Annotated in this window: 2 protein-coding genes (1 of these 2 only partly in view); both read right to left on the reverse strand. The window is 67.1% G+C overall.

Going from position 1 to position 20,026, the window contains the following annotated elements:
• Window positions 1–11,319: a non-ribosomal peptide synthetase gene (locus FS777_RS06140; protein WP_145254483.1), complete on the reverse strand. Its 11,319-nt coding sequence runs from the start codon at window positions 11,317–11,319 to the stop codon at window positions 1–3.
• Window positions 11,316–20,026: the end of a non-ribosomal peptide synthase/polyketide synthase gene (locus tag FS777_RS06145; RefSeq protein ID WP_145254485.1), read on the reverse strand. The gene runs 13,642 nt beyond the window's last position; only the last 8,711 of its 22,353 coding nucleotides appear in the window; its start codon lies beyond the right edge, outside the window; the stop codon is at window positions 11,316–11,318. Before FS777_RS06145 ends, FS777_RS06140 begins: the two co-directional genes overlap by 4 nt.

Genomic DNA, 20,026 nt, shown 5'->3' on the forward strand with positions numbered 1-20,026 from the left:
CTACTGAGCGACCTGGGCCTGAGCAAGTGCCTGACCGTCATGCCACCAGGCGGCCAGGCTGAACACATGCGGCACCTTGAGGATGCTGAAATGGTCGCCCGGCGCCTTCCACACCTTCAGTTCAGGCAACAACTGTTCCCAGCGTTGCTGCATGAGACGGTGCTCGGCAGCATTACCTTCAGTGTCGAGTCCCGGATCGTCCACCAGCACCAACCCTGCCGGGCCGGTGTACGGCAGCTCGGGGTGGTAGGCCGTGCGCAGCGCCGCCCCAAAGGTGCGCACCGTGCCGTCGAGCACACGCGTACTGGACCTGGCAGGCAGCAGTCCTGAACGCACCATGGCCGCGTGCAGCTGGTGCTGTTGCTGATCGTCGCTGGCCTGGGCAAACGCCACCCGGTCCAGGCCAAGGGGTTTGCCGGTGGACATTTCCAACGCATCGATCAGGCGCAGCAGCGTCTGGGTGAAGGTATGGGGCTGGCCGCAGGTGCTCCCCGGGCCTGGGCCTTCGCTGTCGATCAACGTCAAGGACCGCACTTGACGCCCTTTGGCCTCAAAGCGCGCGGCCATGGCATGGGCCACCCAGCCTCCGAACGAGTGCCCCACCAAGTTCAGCGGGCCCTCGGGATAGGCCGCTTCGATCGCCTGCACATGGCACGCTGCTGCAGCCTCGACGCAGCTGTGCGGCAGCGACAGGCCATCCAGGCCTCGGGCCTGCAAGCCCTGCACGGGCCACTGTGGGCCCAACGCCTCGGCCAAGCCGATGAAGCTGGTCACACTGTCGCCGGCACCGGCCACGCAGAACACGGCCGCGTGCCCGGCAGCGCCGGTCTGGATGGCCACGGGGGCCGAGGGCGGTGGTACAGGCGTAACGGCAGCAGTTGCCAGTGCCTGCGTCAGCACCTGGCCAACCGTGGTCACATGGGGCGTTTGCATCAAGCTGCGATGATCCCCCGGAACGCTGTGCGTCACTAGCACCTGGGTCGGCAACGCCGTACGCCAGCCAAGGCCCTCTGGCACCTCGTCAGCCTCTGCGGCGCAGAGCAGGTGCACCGGCACATCCACGGACGCTGGGCGGTAATGGGCCAACGCATGGCCATGGGCGAGCTCGCGGCAGAAATAATGCCGCAGGTCCGCGTCCGTCATGCTGGCCCATAGGCCGTAAAGCACCTCGTGCTCACGGCAGCTTGCCACCAGGGTCGCGAAGTCGGCCTGGTCCTGCTCCAGGCGCGCGAGCAGCGCCCGCTTGGCGTCGCCTGCCTCACCCTTGGTTTGCCAGTACGCCGTGCAGTTGAGCAGCAACTGCCGCTCCAAGGCATACGGGCCTTCCCAGCGTGCCTTGCCCTGGTCGGCCAGGCGCGGTGCGTAGGTGTCGATCAACCCCACGAACGCCACCTGTTCATCGGCGCCGCGCAGCTGATTGGCCATCTCCAAGGCCAGCACACCGCCGAACGACCACCCGGCCAGACGGTAGGGCCCATGGGGTTGTACGGTGCGCATCTGCGTGATCTGGTAGCGCGCCAGGCACTCCAGCGTGCGCGGCTGCGGGGCGCCGTGGGGTACGCCTGGCAGGCCGTGAATGGCAAAGTCGCCCCCTATCTGCTGGGCAAGCACGGGGAAGTAGAAGTCCAGCCCGGAAAATTCATGCACAAGGAACAGCGGCGCCTGGGCAGTACCCGGCCGGACCGTGATGACGGTCGGTACCGCGGGCGCCTGCCGTTCCACCAGCCTGGCGAGCATTGCCACCGTTGGGCGCTGGAAGACGTCATTGAGCGCCGCGGGCACCCCGGCTTTGTGCAGGCGGTCCACCAGGCGAATGGCGGCCAGCGAGTGACCGCCCAACTCGAAGAAGTTGTCATGGCGGCCCACCTCATCGACCTCGAGCAACTCGCGCCAAAGGCTCGCGACTAGCTGCTCGACGTCCCCGCAAGGGGCTTCGAAGGGGCGCTGCTGCACTTCGGGCGCTGGCAACGCCTTGCGATCAAGCTTGCCGTTAGGGCCCAGCGGAAGCGCGGCCAGGTGGATGAATTGCGCCGGAACCATGAACCCGGGCAAGCGCGCCATCAAGATGGCCCGCAACGCCTCGGGGGCCAGACGCTGGCCCGTGTAGTACGCAACCAGGTGCTGGTCGCAGGCGAGCACGACCGCTTCCTTGACGGTGTCCACGGCCGTCATCGCCGCCTGGATTTCACCCAGTTCGATGCGCAGACCATGAAGCTTGACCTGATCGTCGTTACGGCCCAGGTATTCAAGGTTGCCGTCCGCCAGGTGCCGCGCCAGGTCGCCCGTACGGTACAGCCGCCCGCCTGGGCGCTGGCCGAAGGGGTCATCCACGAAGCGCTCGGCGGTCAGTTCGGGTCGGTTCAGGTAACCGCGGGCCACCTGTACGCCACCGATGTACAGCTCACCCGCCACGCCTTGGGGCACCGGCTGGCCTTGCTCGTCCAGTACGTAGAGGGTGGTGTTGGCGATGGGTTTGCCGATGGGGGTGTTGTCGGGTGCGGTCACACAGTGCCAGGCACTCACATCCACCGCGGCTTCGGTCGGGCCGTAGAGGTTGTGCAGCTCCACGTCTGGCAGTTGTTGGTGGAAACGACGCACCAAGCTGCCCGGCAATGCTTCGCCGCTGCACACCACCCGTTTGAGCGAAGGCGCGGACCAGCCTGATTCCATGGCCGAGAGGAATACGTCCAGCATCGACGGCACGAAGTGCAGCGTGCTGACACCTTCGGCCTCGATAGCCCGTTGTAGGTACTGCGGGTCGCGATGCCCACCGGGCCGGGCCATGACCAGTTTTGCACCGGTCTGCAAGGGCCACAGCAGCTCCCAGACCGAAACGTCGAAGCTGAACGGGGTCTTCTGCAGCACGACGTCGTCAGCATCCAGCGCGTAGGCGTCCTGCATCCACAGCAGGCGGTTGACCACGCCGGCCTGCTCGTTCATCACCCCTTTGGGCAGGCCGGTAGAGCCTGAGGTGTAGATGACGTACGCCAGGTGCTGCGCGGTGAGCCCTGGCACATGCGGGTTGTCGGCAGGAAGTTCGAAGCTCAAAGGCGCGTCCAGATCGATCACGACGCCGTGCTCAGGCACATGCCGGGTCGCCGCGTGCACCAGCACCGCTACCGGGTCGCTGTCGGTGAGCATGTAGCGAATACGTTCTGCCGGGTAGTCCGGATCGACCGGCACATAAGCGCCGCCTGCCTTCAGAATCCCCAGCAGGCCCACCATCATCGACAAGCCGCGTTCGACGCAGATCGCCACGCGATCGTCGGGTTTCACACCCAGCGTGATCAGGTGGTGAGCCAGGCGGTTGGCCTGGGCGTTGAGTTGCTCGAAGGTCAGCTCCCCCTCCTCGGCACTGACGGCGACGGCCTGGGGTGTGCGCTGCGCCTGGGCCTCGATCAGCGCGTGCAGGGTACAGTCCAGGTCATGGTCGGTGCTGGTCGCGTTGAAGGCGTGCAGCACCCGCTCACGTTCTTCGGCAGCCAACAGGTCGATGTCCGCGACGGTAGCCTGGTCGCTGGTCGCAAAGACTTGCAGTACGCGCTGCAGGTAACCGGCGAAGCGTTCGATTGTGGCGCGGTCGAACAGCGCGGTGGCATACACGATGCCACCGGCAAAGCAGCCGGCCCGCTCACCCATGCTCAAGCTCAGGTCGAACTTGGCCACTGCGGCCTCGGCAGCCATGGCGCTGACGTGCAAGTCCGCAAACGCAGGGGCCCGGTGCCCGGTGTTGGCATCCCAGTCCAGTGTTGCCTGATACAGCGGCGTATGCCCAAGGCTTCGACGCGGGCGCAACAGCTCCACCACCTGTTCGAACGGAACATCCTGATGGGCCTGGGCCTCCAGCACCACGGCCTTGGCCTGGGCCAACAACGCAGACACCTGCGGGCGGCCCGACAGGTCAAGGCGCAGGGCCAGGGCATTGACGAACATGCCTACCATTCCCTGGACCTGGCTCTGCCGTCGACTGGCGACCGGCGAGCCGATGACCACATCCTGCTGCCCGGACAGCCGAGCGAGCAGTGCTGCCCACGCTGCCGTGAACAGCATGAACGGTGTGACGCCATGGCGTGTGCACACAGCCTTGAGGGCTTCGCTTAACGGCAGGTCGAGCTGCACCTGGACACTGTCGCCGGCGTATTGCTGGCGCTCCGGACGAGGCCGGTCCCACGGCAGAGTGAGCAGCGCAGGCGAGCCGTGGAGCTGCTTGCGCCAATAGTCGGCCTGGGCATGCAGCGCCGAACCGTTGAGCCAGCGCTGCTGCCACTGGGCATAATCGAGGTACTGCACCCCAAGCGCGGGCAGCGGGTCGGGGGCGCCCGTAGCGAAAGCCTGGTAGAGCGCCGCCAGCTCGCCAATCAGAATGCCCAGGGACCAGCCATCGGCCACCAGGTGGTGAACGACCAGTAGCAGCGCGTGGCGGTCATCACTGAGCTCAAGCACATGAGCGCGCACCGGCAAATCCTGGTCTAAGGCAAAGGGCCGCGCCGCCTCGGCGCGGGCCCAGGCTTGCAACGCAGGCGTATCCAGCCCGCAGGCCTGGTGCCACTGCACGGTGAAGGCGCCGGTATCGGTTGCCAGCGCCACATACGGTTCCCCGTCATGCTCATGGAAGTGGCTGCGCAGGCTTTCATGACGGGCCACCAGCGCCCGCAGGCTGCGCTCCAGCGCCTGGCGGTGCAGGCGCCCTTGCAGGTGCAGCGCCACCGGAATGTGATACGCAGCACTGGCTTCACCCATCTGGGTCAGGAACCACAGGCGCTGCTGGGCCAGGGAAAGCGGCAGGCGCCCTTCACGTGGCATCGGCTCCAGAGCGGGTAAGGCTTGCACGCTGGCCTGCAAGGTGGCCGCCACCGCGGCCAGGCAGTCGTCGGCGAACAGGTCGGCCAACGCCAGTTCGCAGCCCATCTGTTCGCGCACCTGGGCCAGCATGCGCATGGCCAGCAAGGAGTGCCCGCCCTGCTCGAAGAACCGGTCCTGCCGGCCGACGGTGTTGAGCCCGAGCAGATCGGCCCAGATTCGCGCCAGGTCTGACTCATGCCCAGCCCGAGGGGCCTCGAACGCCACCGTCGACAGATCCTGTAGCCCCGGGGGCGGCAGCGCCGTCCGATCGACCTTGCCGTTGTTGTTCAGCGGCATCCGCGCCAGAGGCACGAATGCCGAAGGTACCATGTAGTCGGGTAGTCGGACGCGCAGGTAATCGCGCAGCCCCGTGCCATCGAGTTCCTCGCTACGGCGCGTGTACCAGGCGACCAGTCGGTGGGGCCCGTGGGCCTGCTCGATGGCCATGACCAGCACCTCCCCGATGCCGGGTGCCTGCGCCAGCACTTGCTCGATTTCGCCTGGCTCAATGCGGAAGCCGCGGATTTTCACCTGATCGTCGTTACGCCCCAGGCATTCGAGCTGGCCGTCGGCATTCCAGCGCACCAGGTCGCCGGTGCGGTAAAGACGGGCCCCCGCCTGCTGGCCGAAGGGGTTTTCGACGAAACGCTGTGCGGTCAGGTCGGGCCGATTCAGATAACCCAGGGCCACACCGTCACCGCCCACATACAATTCACCGACCACGCCCTGTGGCACCGGACGCTGCCACGCATCAAGCACGTACACCTGGGTGTTGCCGATGGGGCGACCAATAGGGACCTGGTTTGCCTGCGGCGCCAGCGCGTGAACTTCGCAGGTGACAGCGAAGGTGGTGGTTTCGGTAGGGCCATAGGCATTGATCAGGCGCAGGCCAGGTGCCTGGGTCAAAAGTGCGCGGAACGCGGCCGGCTCGGCCCGCTCACCGCCGCTGATCAGCACCCGCAGCCCGGCCAGTGCCTGGGGCATCAGCTGTACATACTGGTTGAACAGCGCAGTGGTCAGGAACAGCACCGTAATGGCCTGGTCATGCAGCGCGCAGGCAAAACGCTCAGGGTCGACCAGCGTGGCGTGGTCGATCACCTGCACCTGGCCGCCGTTGAGCAACGCACCCCAGACCTCGAAGGTGCTGGCATCGAACGCCGGATTGGAGACCAAGCCCAGGCGGTCATTGGGGCCCAGTTCGACATAGCCGTTGTCCACCACCAGCCGCACGATGCCACGGTGCGGCACGCACACACCCTTGGGTTGGCCGGTGGTGCCGGAGGTGTACATCACGTAGGCGGTGCTGTCGGCGGTCGCTGCCAGGCCCAGGTCATCATCCGTCCAGCCTGCAAGCTGCAAGGCATCGAGGTCGATGCGTCGGGCGTCCAGGTGTGCGTTGATCGTGGCCATTGTCAGCACCAGGCTGGCATGGCAGTCCTGCACCATGAACGCCTGGCGTTCGGCAGGTGCGTGCAGGTCAAGCGGCACATAGCTGGCCGCACATTTGAGCACGGCCAACTGGGCCACCAGCAACGAGAACGAGCGCGGCAGCAGCAGCGCCACCTGCGCATCTGGCCTGACGCCCTGGTCAACCAGGTACCGTGCCAGGCGGTTGGCCTGACGGTTGAGCTCGCCATAACGCAGGACCTGCTCGCCATGCACAGCGGCGATGGCCGCGGGGTGCTCGGCCGCGCGCCGCTCGAACAGGTGCGTCACGCTGCACTCACGGGTGCAGGCGGTTTGCGTCTGGTTCAGCGCGAATAACAGGTGATCACGCTCGCAGGCGTCCAACAGGTCCACCTGGGCCAAGGGTTGCTGGTCATCGGCCGTCATCGCCCAGAGCAGCCGCTCGAAGTAACCCAGGTAGCGGCACACCGTCGCCTCATCGAACAGCGCTGTGGCGTAGTCCAGGCTGCCAATCAGGCAGTCGCCCTGTTCTCCCAGGTTCAAAGTCAGGTCGAACTTGGCCACGGCGCTGGCCTGGTTGACGGCCTCCAGATGCAAGCCGGCCAACGCCAGCGCTGCCCCCTCGGTTGCCTGCCAGTTCAAGCTGACCTGGAACACGGGCGTATGGCTCAGGCTGCGCGCCGGGCGCAGCACTTCCACCACGTGCTCGAACGGCACGTCCTGGTGGGCCTGAGCCTGCAGAACCCGGTCGCGTACCTGGCCCATCAAGGCCTGTGCGGTCGGTGCTGCACTTGGGTCGATGCGCACGGCCAGCGTATTGACGAACAGCCCGACCAAGGGTTCGAGTTCGGCGCGCCCGCGTCCTGCGACCGGGCAGCCGATTATTACCTCAGGCTGTCCGGCCAGGCGCGCCAGCAGCGCTGACCAGGCTGCCAGCACTGTCATGTACAGGGTCGCACCGTGTTGATGGGCCAGAGTGCGCAGCGCCGCCGAGAGACGCGGCGACAGGTGCACCGGCACGCTGGCACCGGCCAGGTCCTGACGCGCCGGGCGTGGCCGGTCGGTGGGCAGGCTGATCAGCGCCGGGGCACCCTCCAGCGTCTGGTGCCAGTAATCGAGCTGCTGTTGCAGGCGTTCGCCCGTCAGCCATCGACGCTGCCACAGGGCGTAATCGGTGTACTGCAGGGCCAGCGCGGGCAGCGGGTCATCCCGGCCCTCACGCAATGCGGCGTAGAGCAGGTTCAACTCGTGGGTCATCACGCCCAGGGACCAACCATCGGCCACGATATGGTGCATGATCATGGCCAGTACATGGTGCTGCTCGCCCAGGCGCAACACGTGCGCCTGCACCAGGGGCCCGCAGGCCAGGTCGAAGGGGGCCCGGGCAAGCACCTGAAGCCGGGCGGGCAAGGCCTCGGGCGTTACTGCCTCGCGTTGCAACCAGCCCCTCTGCGGCACGGGGCAAATGACCACCTCGGCGCTGTCCGCCACGGCCTTGAACTGGCTACGCAGCACCGGGTGGCGCTCCAGCAGGCGCAGCAGGGCTGCTTCCAGCGCATCGACATCCAGCGCACCGCGCAGGCCAAGGGCCAGGGGAACGTTGTAGGCCTGGCTGCCACCCTCCAGCTGTGCCAGGAACCATAGGCGCTGCTGGGCGAAGGACATGGGCAAGGGCTGCCCTGGCGCTACCGCCACGATGGGCGGCACCTCGCTGCGCCCAGCCTCCTCCAGGTGCCTGGCCACGCTGGCCAGTTGCGGGGCGGCAAACAGTGCCGCCAGGCTCAGCTCAGCCCCCAGGCGTACGCGCACCTGGGAAACCATGCGCATGGCCAACAGCGAATGCCCACCCAGGCGGAAGAAGTCGTCATGCCGCCCGACCCGCTCCACGTGCAGCAGCTCTGCCCACAGCTGGGCCAGGGCCTGCTCGAGCTCGCCCACCGGCGCTTCGAAACCCACCTCGAAAAGCGCTGAGCGCTCCGGTGCCGGCAGTGCGCGCCGGTCAAGTTTGCCGTTGGCGGTCAGGGGTAGCGCTGGCAAGGCGATGAAGGCTACCGGGACCATGTATTCAGGCAGGTGGGCCTGCAATTGCGCGCGCAGACCGTCAGGTTCGAGCGGTACCACGTCGGGTTTGGCCGTGTAGTAAGCCACCAGGCGTGGGTGCCCCGGCTGATCTTCGCGGGCGATGACCACCGCCTCGTCGATACCTGCCAGGGCCGCCAGGCGGCTCTCGATCTCGCCGGGCTCGATGCGCAAGCCGCGGATCTTGACCTGGTCATCGTTGCGGCCCAGGTACTCCAGGGAGCCGTCGGCAAGCCAGCGCACCAAATCGCCTGAGCGGTACATGCGGGCACTGGCCGAGGTTGCGAACGGGTCTTGCACGAAGCGCTCGGCTGTCAGTTGCGGGCGGTTCAGGTAACCACGGGCAACCCCGGCACCGCCGATGTACAGCTCGCCAGGCACGCCCAGCGGCACCGGTTGCCGGCGCGCGTCGAGCACGTAGAGCCGGGCATTGTCCACCGGTTTGCCAATGTGCAGGGTGCTGCCGGCCTGCACGGCGCCGGAGCTTGCCACGACCGTGGTTTCGGTGGGGCCATAATTGTTCACCACGGTGAAGCGCTGGGTACGGTTGAACTGGCGCAAGCGGTCACCGCCAATCAGCAGGGTGCGCAGCGTGGGGTGTTCCAGGTGGTGGTTGAAGGCGTATTCGGCCACGGGCGTGGGCAAGAAGCTCACATCCAGCGGCTGCGCCTGCCACCAGGCCAGCATGGCGTCCAGGTCGTCGCTGGCGCCGCTCGTCGGCGCCAGGTGCACGGTTGCGCCGGCGCACAGTGCCGGCCAGATTTCCCAAGCCATCGCATCGAAACCGAACCCGGCAAGGCTTGAAGTATGCCGACCCGGGCCCAGGCCGAAAGCGCGACAATGCCAGTCCACCAGATTGTTCACCGTCAGGTGCTCGACCATCACCCCTTTGGGCTCACCGGTCGAGCCGGAGGTGTAGATCACATAGGCCAGGTGCCGAGGGGTGAGGCCTTTGACAACAGGGTCGTCGTTACGGGTCGGCCAGTCGGGCTGGTCCAGCAGCAGCACCGGCCGTTCACTATGACCGACCCGTGACAGCAGCGCCCGCTGCGTCAGTACCGCCACCGGGGCGCTGTCCTCAAGCAGGTAGCGCACCCGCTCGTCAGGATGGGCAGCATCGACAGGCACGTAGCCTGCGCCTGCCTTGAGCACCGCCAACAGGCCCACCAGCGTCTCCAGGCCGCGCCGGGCCAGCACTGCCACGCGGTCATCCGGTCGCACCCCCAGGGCGATCAGGTGATGGGCCAGGGCATTGGCCTGCAGGTTGAGCTGGCCATAGTTCAACTGACGTTCGCCAAAGGTTACCGCCACCGCATCCGGGCAGTGCTGGGCGCGCTGCTCGATACGCTGGTGCAGCGTATGCTGCTGGTCATAATCGCCGTGGCAGGCATTGAAGTTGTCCAGCAGCCACTGACGCTCGGCCTCCGGCAACATGGGCAGGTCGAGTACCGCCGCCTGCGGCGCGCGCAACAAGCTCTCAAGAGTCTGCTGCAGATAGGCGCAAACACGTGGCGCCGGTACCTGGGCATCGGCCAGCAAGGTCAGGCGCAACCCCTCGCCCAAATCGTCGACACTCAAGGTCAATGGGTAGTTGGTGGCTTCGACCGAGTCGATGATGTCGATGCCGGCCAATGCTGCCCGGCGCGGCTCAGCCGGGCCGACGGCGCTGTGCCGGTAATTGAGCAGGCTATTGAACAGCGGCGCGGGTGCGGCCACGCCGCTGCACCGTTGGGCCAGCGCCAGTGGCGCGTGTTCATGGCGCATCAAGGCGGTCAGTCGCTTGTGGGTCGCGTGGATAGCGCTTTCAAGGTTTGCTGCCGCCAGGTCCACCCGCAATGGCAAGGTGTTGATGAAGATGCCCAAGGCCCGGTCGGTCCCTTGCGCGCCGAGCAAGCGCCCCATCAGCACCGTGCCGAACACCACCTGATCGTGCCCGGTCAGCCCGCCCAGCACGCGCCCCCAGGCCAGGTGGAACAGGCTGGCAACGCTTACCCCCAGGGTGCGGGCATGGCTGCGCAAACCCTGGCACAGCGCCAGCGGCAAGTCGAGTTGATGCTCTTCATGCACCGGGTCGCCCCCCTGTACCTGGGCAAGCCCGTAGGCCAGGGTCGGCTCGTCGATGTCGCCGAGCATGTCGCGGAAAAAAGCTTCGTGCTCGGCCTGGCTGACGCCAAGCACGGCTTGAGCCACGTAGTCGCGAAACGGTACCGCGGCCCCAAGCTGCTCGCTGTTGCCGGTCAGAAAGGCGATCAGCTCCTGCCGCACCACGTCCAGTGCACTGTGGTCCAGGGCGATGTGATGGAACTGCAAGGTGGCATGCAGCGTGCCGTCGAGCTGGGTGGGCTCGCGCAGCAGGCGGATCAGGGGTGCCTGGGTCAGGTCGATCCAGTCCCGTTCGGTCGCCGGGTCTGCCAGTGTCAGCACCGCCAGCTCGGCGTGCCGCCAGACCACCTGCAGGGGTTGGGCCAGGCCTTCCCAGTGCACCGACGTGCGCAATATGTCATGGCGGGCGATGACGCCGCGCAGCGCCTGCGCGAAAGCGTCGAAGCGTGCTTGGCTGGCAAAGGCGAAGCGCGCCTGCATCACATACGGGTCGTGGCCTTCGGCGCTGGCATGGTGGAACAGCATGCCCTGCTGCAGGGGCGCCAGCGGGTAGATGTCCTGCACGTTGGCCGCCCCGCCCGGGATGGCCGCGACCACTTGATCCACGGTGGCCTGGTCCAGGGTCACCAGGTTGAGCATCGCCGCGTCGATGTGGGTGCTACCAGGTGTGATGAGGTTGGGCGGCACGGCCACCGGGCCGTGCTTGCGGGCCACGTACTCGCCGCGCTCGATCAGGCTCACCAGCGCCGGTTTGTGGGCCCGCAACTGGGCCACCAGGGCGCCGTCGGTCAGTGCCTGTCGGTTGCCCTGCACCACCAGTTGGCCATCCTTGAGCGCCAGCTGCACATCGTGGTTGGCCAGTGTGGCCAGTAATTGGTTGATGCTCACAGGACGATCTCCATTCTGTCTGTGATGGCTGCGTAGCCTGCCAGTGTCGGTTGGTCGAACAGGGCCCGCACGTCGGCCTCAAGGCCTGCTTCGCGCAGCCTGGAGGTCAGGGTGACGGCCAGCAGCGAGTGCCCGCCCAGTTCGAAGAAGTTGTCGTGCCGCCCTACCCGCTCTACCTCCAGCAGCTCGCACCACAGTGCAGCCATCAGGGTTTCGGTTGGCCCTTCGGGCGCTTCGAACGGGCGCTGCGGCAGTGCGTCGGGTTCAGGCAAGGCCTTGCGGTCGAGCTTGCCGTTGGGGCTCAGCGGCAAGGTCTGAAGGTGCATGAACAGCGCCGGCACCATGAAGTCCGGCAATTGACGCAGCAAGGCTGCGCGAAGCGCGTCTACCGGTTGCTGGGAGCCGGTGTAGTAGGCAATCAAGCGCTGGTCGCGGGCGATGACCACGGCCTCCTTGATGCCCGCGACAGCCGTCATGGCTGCTTGAATTTCACCCAGTTCGATACGCAGCCCGCGCACCTTCACCTGGTCGTCGTTACGGCCCAGGTATTCGAGGTTGCCGTCCGGCAGGTGCCGTGCCAGGTCGCCGGTGCGGTACAGCCGCCCGCCTGGGCGCTGGCCGAAGGGGTCATCGACGAAGCGCTCGGCGGTCAGCTCGGAGCGGTTCAGGTAACCGCGGGCGACCTGTACGCCACCGATGTATAGCTCACCGGCCACGCCCTGCGGCACCGGCTGGCCTTGCTCATCCAGTACGTACAGGGTGGTATTGGCGATGGGTTTGCCGATTGGGGTGTTGTCGGGCGCGCTCACGCAGTGCCAGGCACTCACATCCACTGCGGCCTCGGTCGGGCCGTAGAGGTTGTGCAGCTCCACGTCTGGCAGTTGCTGGTGGAAGCGACGCACCAGGCTGCCCGGCAATGCTTCGCCGCTGCACACCACCCGTTTGAGCGAAGGCGCGGACCAGCCTGATTCCATGGCCGAGAGGAATACGTCCAGCATCGACGGCACGAAGTGCAGTGTGCTGACGCCTTCGGCTTCGATGGCCTGTTGCAGGTACTGCGGGTCGCGATGCCCACCGGGCCTGGCCATGACCAGTTTTGCACCGGTCTGCAAGGGCCACAGCAACTCCCAAACCGAAACGTCGAAGCTGAACGGGGTCTTCTGCAGCACGACGTCGCCAGGCTCCAGGGCATAGGCATCCTGCATCCACAGCAGGCGGTTGACCACGCCGGCGTGCTCGTTCATCACCCCTTTGGGCAAGCCGGTTGAGCCCGAGGTATAGATCACATAGGCCAGATGCCGAGGGGTCAGCCCGGTCCCCGACGCAGCGATAGCCGGGCAGTGTTGCCAGACGGGTGCATCCAGATCGATCAGGACCGGGTGTTCCGGCACATGGCGGGTTGCGCCATGCACAAGCACGGCCACGGGCGCGCTGTCGGTCAGCATGTGGCGCACACGCGCTGCCGGGTAGTCCGGGTCGACCGGCACATAAGCGCCGCCCGCCTTCAGGATCCCGAGCAGGCCCACCATCATCGACAAACCGCGTTCGACGCAGATCGCCACGCGATCATCAGGCTTCACACCCAGCCCAATCAGGTGATGAGCCAGGCGGTTGGCCTGGGCGTCGAGCTGCTCGAAGGTCAGCTCGCCTTCCTCGGCGCTCACCGCCACCGCCGTCGGCGTGCGTCGTACCTGGGCTTCGATCAGCCCGTGCAAGGTGTGGTCCAGGTCGTAGTCCCTGGCCGTGGCGTTGAACGCTGCCACTACCCGCTCGCGCTCTGCGGCTTCCAGCACTGGCAAGTGCTGCACGCCTCGATCAGGGGCTTGCTCAAGCGCCGTCACCAGCGCCCGCAACACGTGCTGCATCTGCCCGCAGATACGCGCTGCACCCACCGCAGCCGTGGTCGTGGCCACCAGGCGGAAGGCCTGGCCCACATCGTCCACGTTCAACCCCAGAGGGTAGTTGCTGCGTTCCTGGCTTTGGCCGATGGTAATGCCTGCGCTCGCCGCTTTCTGGCTGGCGCTGGCCTGGGTGCTGTGCCGGTAGTTGAGCATGGTGCTGAACAGCGGCTGCGGCGCGGCCACGCCACTGCAGCGTTGGGCCAGGGCCAACGAGGCATGCTCGTGGGCCAGCAGTTCGCTGAGCTGGCGGTGGGCCGCCCGTGCCGCGGCCTCGACGGGCATACCCGCCAGGTCGATGCGCAGCGGCAAGGTATTGATGAACATGCCTAAGGCCCGTTCGGCCCCTTCGCCGCCCTGAAGACGGCCCAGCAGCACGGTGCCGAACACCACCGTGCCCTGCCCTGTGGCTGCACTCAACAGACGCGCCCAGCCCAGGTGGAACAGGCTTGCGGCGCTGATGCCCAGGCGGCGTGCCTGGCTGCGCAAGCGGTCGGCCAGTGCATCATCAAGCCACAGCGTGGCGTCTTCCAGCGCCTGGCCATTGCCCTGCACATCACTCAGGCCAAACGGCAAGGTGGGTTCATCAACCGCGCTCAGCTGCGCCCGGAAGAACGCTTCGTGCTCGTCCTGGCTCATGCCCAGACGCGCCTGGGCCACATAATTGCGGTAAGGCACCGGCGCCTGGTCAGGCGCGTCATCGCCCTGCAGGTAGGCGATCAGCTCCTGCGCCACCACTTCCATGGCCGTGTGGTCCATCACGATGTGATGGAACTGCAACGTGGCCTGCACCTGCTGGTCAGTGCCTACCGGGCCGACCACCAGGCGCATCAGCGGTGCCTGGCCAAGGTCGAACGCCGGTGGTGGCCCGCCCACGGCGTCCTGCGCCGATAGCACGGCCAGCGAAGCTTGGCGCAGCACCACCTGCACAGGTTGGGGGAAGCCCTGCCAGAAAATGGCCGTGCGCAGCACATCGTGTCGGGCGATGACCTTGTTCAATGCCGCCACGAAGTTGTCCAGATGCCCACGGGTATCGAAGACGAAGCGGGACTCCAGCACATAGGGGTCGTGGCCGTCGGCACTGACATGGTGGTAGAGAATGCCTTCCTGCAACGGCGCCAGTGGATAGATGTCCTGGACGTTGCCGGTGCCGCCTGGCACCTGGGCGACGATGCGCGCGATGGCGCCCTCATCGAGCGTAATCAACGGCAGCATCGCCGGGGTGATCTGCTCGCAGCCGGGGGCGATCAGGTTGGCCGGCACCGTGACCGCGCGCGCCTGGCCCAGGGTACTGGCCAGCGCCGCGATGGTCGGCTTGCCGAACAAGGTGCGGACATCGACCTGCAGCCCTTCGCGGCGCAGGCGCGCGGTCAGGTTGACGGCCAGCAAGGAGTGCCCGCCCAGCTCGAAGAAGTTGTCGTGACGACCGACCTGCTCGACGCCGAGCAGATCAGCCCAGGCCTGGGCCAGCGCGGTTTCTACCGGGCCTTGGGGTGGCTCATGGTCCTCGCCGGCCCGGTGCAGCATGGCAGGCTCGGGCAGCGCCCTGCGGTCGAGCTTGCCATGGCTGGTCAAGGGCAGCACATCCAGACGTGTGAAGGCCTGCGGCACCAGGTGCATGGGCAGGCTGGCCAGCATGGCCTGACGCAGCGCGTCGACGTTGACCGGCGCGGTTTCGGTGAACCAGGCCAGCAGCCGGTCATCGCGTACCAGCACCACGGCATCGCCAACCCCCGGCTGGGCAGCCAGCGTGCATTCGATCTCGCCCAGTTCCACACGCACGCCGCGCACCTTGACCTGGTCATCGTTGCGGCCCAGGTACTCCAGGGTGCCGTCCGCTCGCCAGCGCACCAGGTCGCCACTGCGGTACATGCGCGCATTGGCTTGGGGGCTGTACGGGTCGGGCAGGAAGCGGTCGTGGGTCAAGGTCTCACGGTCGAAGTAGCCGCGTGCCACACCTGCCCCACCGATGTACAACTCGCCCACCGCGCCCAATGGCACCAGTTGGCGATAGGCATCCAGCACGTAGACGCGGGTGTTGGCGATCGGCTTGCCGATGTGCAGCGGCGCGCCCGCGGTCAGGGCCCCGGCGGTGGCAACCACCGTGGCTTCGGTCGGCCCGTAGTTATTGACCACCGTGAAGCCTGGATCACGCTCGAACTGACGCAGACGGTCACCGCCGATCAGCAAGGTCTGCAAGGTCGGGTGCTGGTGCTCGCGGCGCAGCGCCTGCTCGGCCACCGGGGTAGGCAGGAAGCTCACCGCCAGCGGTTGTTGCAGCCACCAGTCGAGCAGCTCATCCACGTGCTCGGCCCCGATGTGCGCGGGGGGCACGTGCAACACAGCCCCGGCGCACAGGGCCGGCCAGACCTCCCAGGCCACGGCGTCGAAACCGAAGCCTGCAACGGTGCTGGTGTGGGTTCCCGCCCCTACGCCAAAGGCGTCGCAGTGCCAATGCACCAGGTTGGCCAGGGTGGCATGTTCGACCATCACCCCCTTGGGCTGCCCGGTGGAGCCGGAGGTGTAGACCACATAGGCCAGCTGGTGCGCATCGAGCCCGGCCACGCAGGGATTGACGTGCGATTCGCCCTGCCAGCCGTCCTGGTCCACGACTGTGCAATGCACAGGGCCCATCCGGCCTTGGTTGACATGATCGACCAGCACCGTTTTCGGGGCGCTGTCACCGAGCAGGTAGGCGATGCGCTCATCGGGATAAGCCGGGTCGATCGGCACATAGGCCGCCCCGCACTTGAGCACGGCCAGCAGGCCAATGAGCCGCTGCGGGTTGCGCGGCAAGCACAGGGCAACGCGGTCGCCCAGGCCTACGCCCTGTTGAATCAGGAAATGCGCCAGGCGGTTGGCGCTGCGGTTGAGTTCGCCATAGCTCAGCACACATCCGTCCTGCACCAGCGCAGCCCCTTGTGGCGCGCGGTCCGCCTGGGCTTCGATCAGCCCATGCACGGTCTGCCCTTGAGGGTAGGCTTTGTGGGTGGCGTTGAAGGCGTGCAACAGCTGCGCCTGCGCTGGAGCGCCAAGCACCGGCAGCAGGGCCACCGGCAGGCCCGTTCCAGAGGCTGCGCCTGGCTGACGCAACTGCTCAAGCGTGGCCACAAGGCCCGTCAACACCTGGTTCATGGCACTGGCCACCTGCGCAGCGTCAATCCCGACCTGGGCCAGCACACTCAAGCTGAAGGCTTCGCCCAGATCATCGACGCTCAAGGTCAGCGGGTAGTTGCTGCGCTCTTCGCCCCCGAGCAGACGCACGCCCTGCATGGCCCCGGTGTGGCTGCCGTCCGCGGCGCTGCTGTGGCGGTAGTTGAACAAGGCACTGAACAGCGGCAGCGAGCCGGCCACCCCACTGCAGCGCTGGGCCAGCGCGAGGGGCGCGTGCTCGTGCATCAGCAGCGCGCTCAGACGCTGGTGAGTGGTGCGCACGGCTTCGACCAGCGGCACGGACAGGTCGATACGCAGCGGCAAGGTATTGATAAACACCCCCAGCGCCCGGTCGGCCCCTTCGCCGCCGTGCAGGCGGCCCATCAACACGGTGCCGAAGACCACGTCACTGCGGTTGGCCAGTGCGCCCAGCACCCGCGCCCAGGCCAGGTGCGCCAGGCTGGCGACGCTCACCCCCAGGTGCCGCGCTTGCTCACGCAACCCTCCGGCCACGCGGGCATCGACGCCCAGGCGCGCCTCCTCGATGGCATGCCCTTCGCTTTGCACGTCGGCCAGGCCCAGCGGCAAGGTCGGTTCGTCCACATCACCCAGCATCTGCCGGAAGAACGCCTCGTGCCCCGCCTCGTCGGCACCGAGCCGGGCCTGGGCCACGTAGTTTCGATACGGCGCCGGCGCCGCCAGGGTGTCCCCCTGCCCGGTCATCAGCGCCTGCATCTCGCTGGCGATGACTTCCATGGCGGTGTGGTCCAGGGCCAGATGGTGGAACTGCAAAATGGCCACCACGCGCAGATTGCGCGGATCGGGCGCGTATATCATGCGCATCATCGGCGCCTGCGCCAGGTCCAGGCGCTGCTGGCGGGCATCGAAGCGGGCCTGCAAGGCGTGCAGCACGTCGGCCTCGTCCAGCCCGTCGACGGCGCTGACCGCCATCTGCGCTTTACGCCATACCACCTGCACCGGTTGCGCCAGGCCTTCGCTGATCACGGCGGTGCGCAGAATGTCGTGGCGGTCGATCACCTGTTGCAACGCCGCGGCCCACCGCTGCAGGTGCGCCAGGCTGTCGAAGGCCAGGCGCGATTGCAGCAGGTACGGGTCGCCCTGCTCGGCACTCAGGTGATGGAACAGAATGCCTTGCTGCAGCGGGGCCAGGGGGTAGATTTCCTGCACGTTGGCCGCCCCGCCAGGCACGCTGGCCACGATGTGGTCGATGCTGCCCTGATCAAGCGCGATCAGGCTGAGCATCTGCGGCGTGATGCGCTCGGCGTGCGCTGGCACGCGGTTGTCAGGCACTTGCAGGTCGCGGTCCTGGCCCACGGCGGCGGCCAGGGCTGCCAGGGTGGGCTGGGCGAACAGCACACGCACGTCGGCGCCCAGGCCGGCTTTGCGCATCCGTTCGACCAGGGTCACGGCCAGCAGCGAGTGCCCGCCCAGTTCGAAGAAGTGATCATGCCGGCCGACGCGCTCGACCTTGAGCACCTCGGCCCAGAGGCTCGCCAAGGCCACTTCGACCTCGCCCTGCGGGGGTTCGAAGCCACGGGTCAGCACCGCGTCGAGGCCAGGCGCCGGCAAGCCACGGCGATCAAGCTTGCCATTGGCCGTGAGGGGCAATGCCTGAAGCTGGACGTACGCAGCCGGCAGCATGTAGTCGGGCAACTGCGTCTGTAACCTGGCGTGCAGGTCGGCGATCAGGGGCGCAGCAGCGTGGGCAGTGAAGTAGGCCACCAGCCGTTTGTCGCCCGGCTGATCTTCGCGCAGCAGCACGACGGCTTCCCGCACGCCGTCGCATTCGGCCAGGCGCGTCTCGATTTCACCCAGCTCGATGCGGAAACCACGCAGCTTGACCTGCTGGTCGGCGCGGCCCAGGTAGCGCAGGGTACCGTCTGGTTGCCAGGCCACCAGGTCGCCACTGCGGTACAGCCGATCCTGCGGCCGGCCGCTGAACGGATCGGCGATGAAGCGCTCGGCCGTCAGCGCGGGCTGGCCCAGGTAACCCAGGGCTACACCGTCACCGCCGATGTACAACTCGCCGACGGCCCCCACGGGCAGAAGTTGCTGGTGAGTGTCCAGCACGTAGCAGCGGGTGTTGCCGATCGGCCGGCCTATGGGCAGGCTGCCCGCCTCGACACGGGTCATCTCGAAGGTGGTGGTAAAGGTCGTGGCTTCGGTTGGCCCGTAGCCGTTTAGCAGGTGTGCCGGGGCACCGTCACGCAGCACCCGGGCCACGACATGCGGGTCCAGCACGTCACCACCGACCATCAGGTAGCGCAGGCGTGCAAAGGCTGGCAGCAAGGCTTCGGCAAATTGATGGAACAGGCCGGCGGTGAGCCACAACACGCTCACCTGCTGGTTCAGCAATGCATCGCGCAGCTTGTCGCGCGCCAGCACCTGGTCCTGATCGATGACCACCACCACGCCGCCGTTGAGCAGCGGCGCCCACACTTCGAGGGTGCTGGCGTCGAATGCCGGGTTCGAGGCGAAGGCGACACGGTCCTGGGCGGTGAACGCCGCAAAACCGTTGTTGATGACCAAACGGGCAATGGCCCGATGGGGCACCTGCACCCCCTTTGCCGCCCCGGTGGAGCCGGAGGTATACATCACGTAGGCCGCGCGCTGGGCTGAAACCTCGGTGTGCGGCGCCTGGGCCGGCTGATCGGTCAGATCACAGCGGTCCAGGTCGATGCGTACGGCACAGTGCGGCGCGGGCTCGTGGCTCAACGTCAGCAGCACGGCTGCCCCGCTGTCTTGCACCATATAGGCCTGGCGCTCCACGGGCGCATAACTGTCCAGCGGCACGTAGACGGCGCCGCAGGCACTGACGGCCAGTTGCGCCGCCAACAGGTCGAAGCTACGCGGTAACAGCAGCGCCACGCTGTCCCCCGGCATCACGCCCAGGTCCAGCAGGTGGTGCGCGAGACGGTTGGCATGCCGTTCGAGCTGGGCATACGTCCATTGCTGCTCGCCATGCACCACGGCGCAGGCACTGGGCGCACGGTGAGCCTGTGCGCTGAACAATGCATGCAGCGGTTGGTCCCGTGGATAGTCGCGCGCGGTGGCGTTGAAGCCGTCGAGCACCCGTTCGCGTTCGCCAGCCGGTAGCTGCGAAACCTGCCACAACGGGGTACCGGGCGCCTGTTCCAAGGCCTGCGCCAGTTGGCCAAGCGCATGGGCCAGCAGCGTGCAGACCTGCTGGCCATCGACCTGGGCCACGGCCTGCACGGTAAGTGCCATTGCATCGCCCACATCGTCTACGTTGACCACCAGCGGATAGTTGCTGCGCTCCACCGCCGCCACCTGCTCGATGCCGTTCCAGGCCTGGCTCAAGCCCTGCTGGGCCGGTGCGCTGTGGCGGAAGTTCAGCAGGCTGGTGAACAGTGCTTGTGAAGCCGGCACCGCACTGCAGCGCTGGGCCAAGGCCAAGGATGCCTGCTCGTGGGCCAGCAGGCTGGCGAGGCGCTGATGGGTCAGGCGCACGCCATCGGCGACACCCGCCGCGCCTGCGCTGACGCGCAGCGGCAAGGTATTGATGAACATGCCCAAGGCACGCTCGGCGCCTGCGCCGCCCTGCAGGCGGCCGAGCAGGACAGTGCCGAACACCACCTCCTCGCGGCCGCTGAGCTGCGACAACACCTGCGCCC

Source organism: Pseudomonas sp. DE0157 (assembly GCF_007678615.1).
GTDB lineage: Bacteria > Pseudomonadota > Gammaproteobacteria > Pseudomonadales > Pseudomonadaceae > Aquipseudomonas > Aquipseudomonas parafulva_B.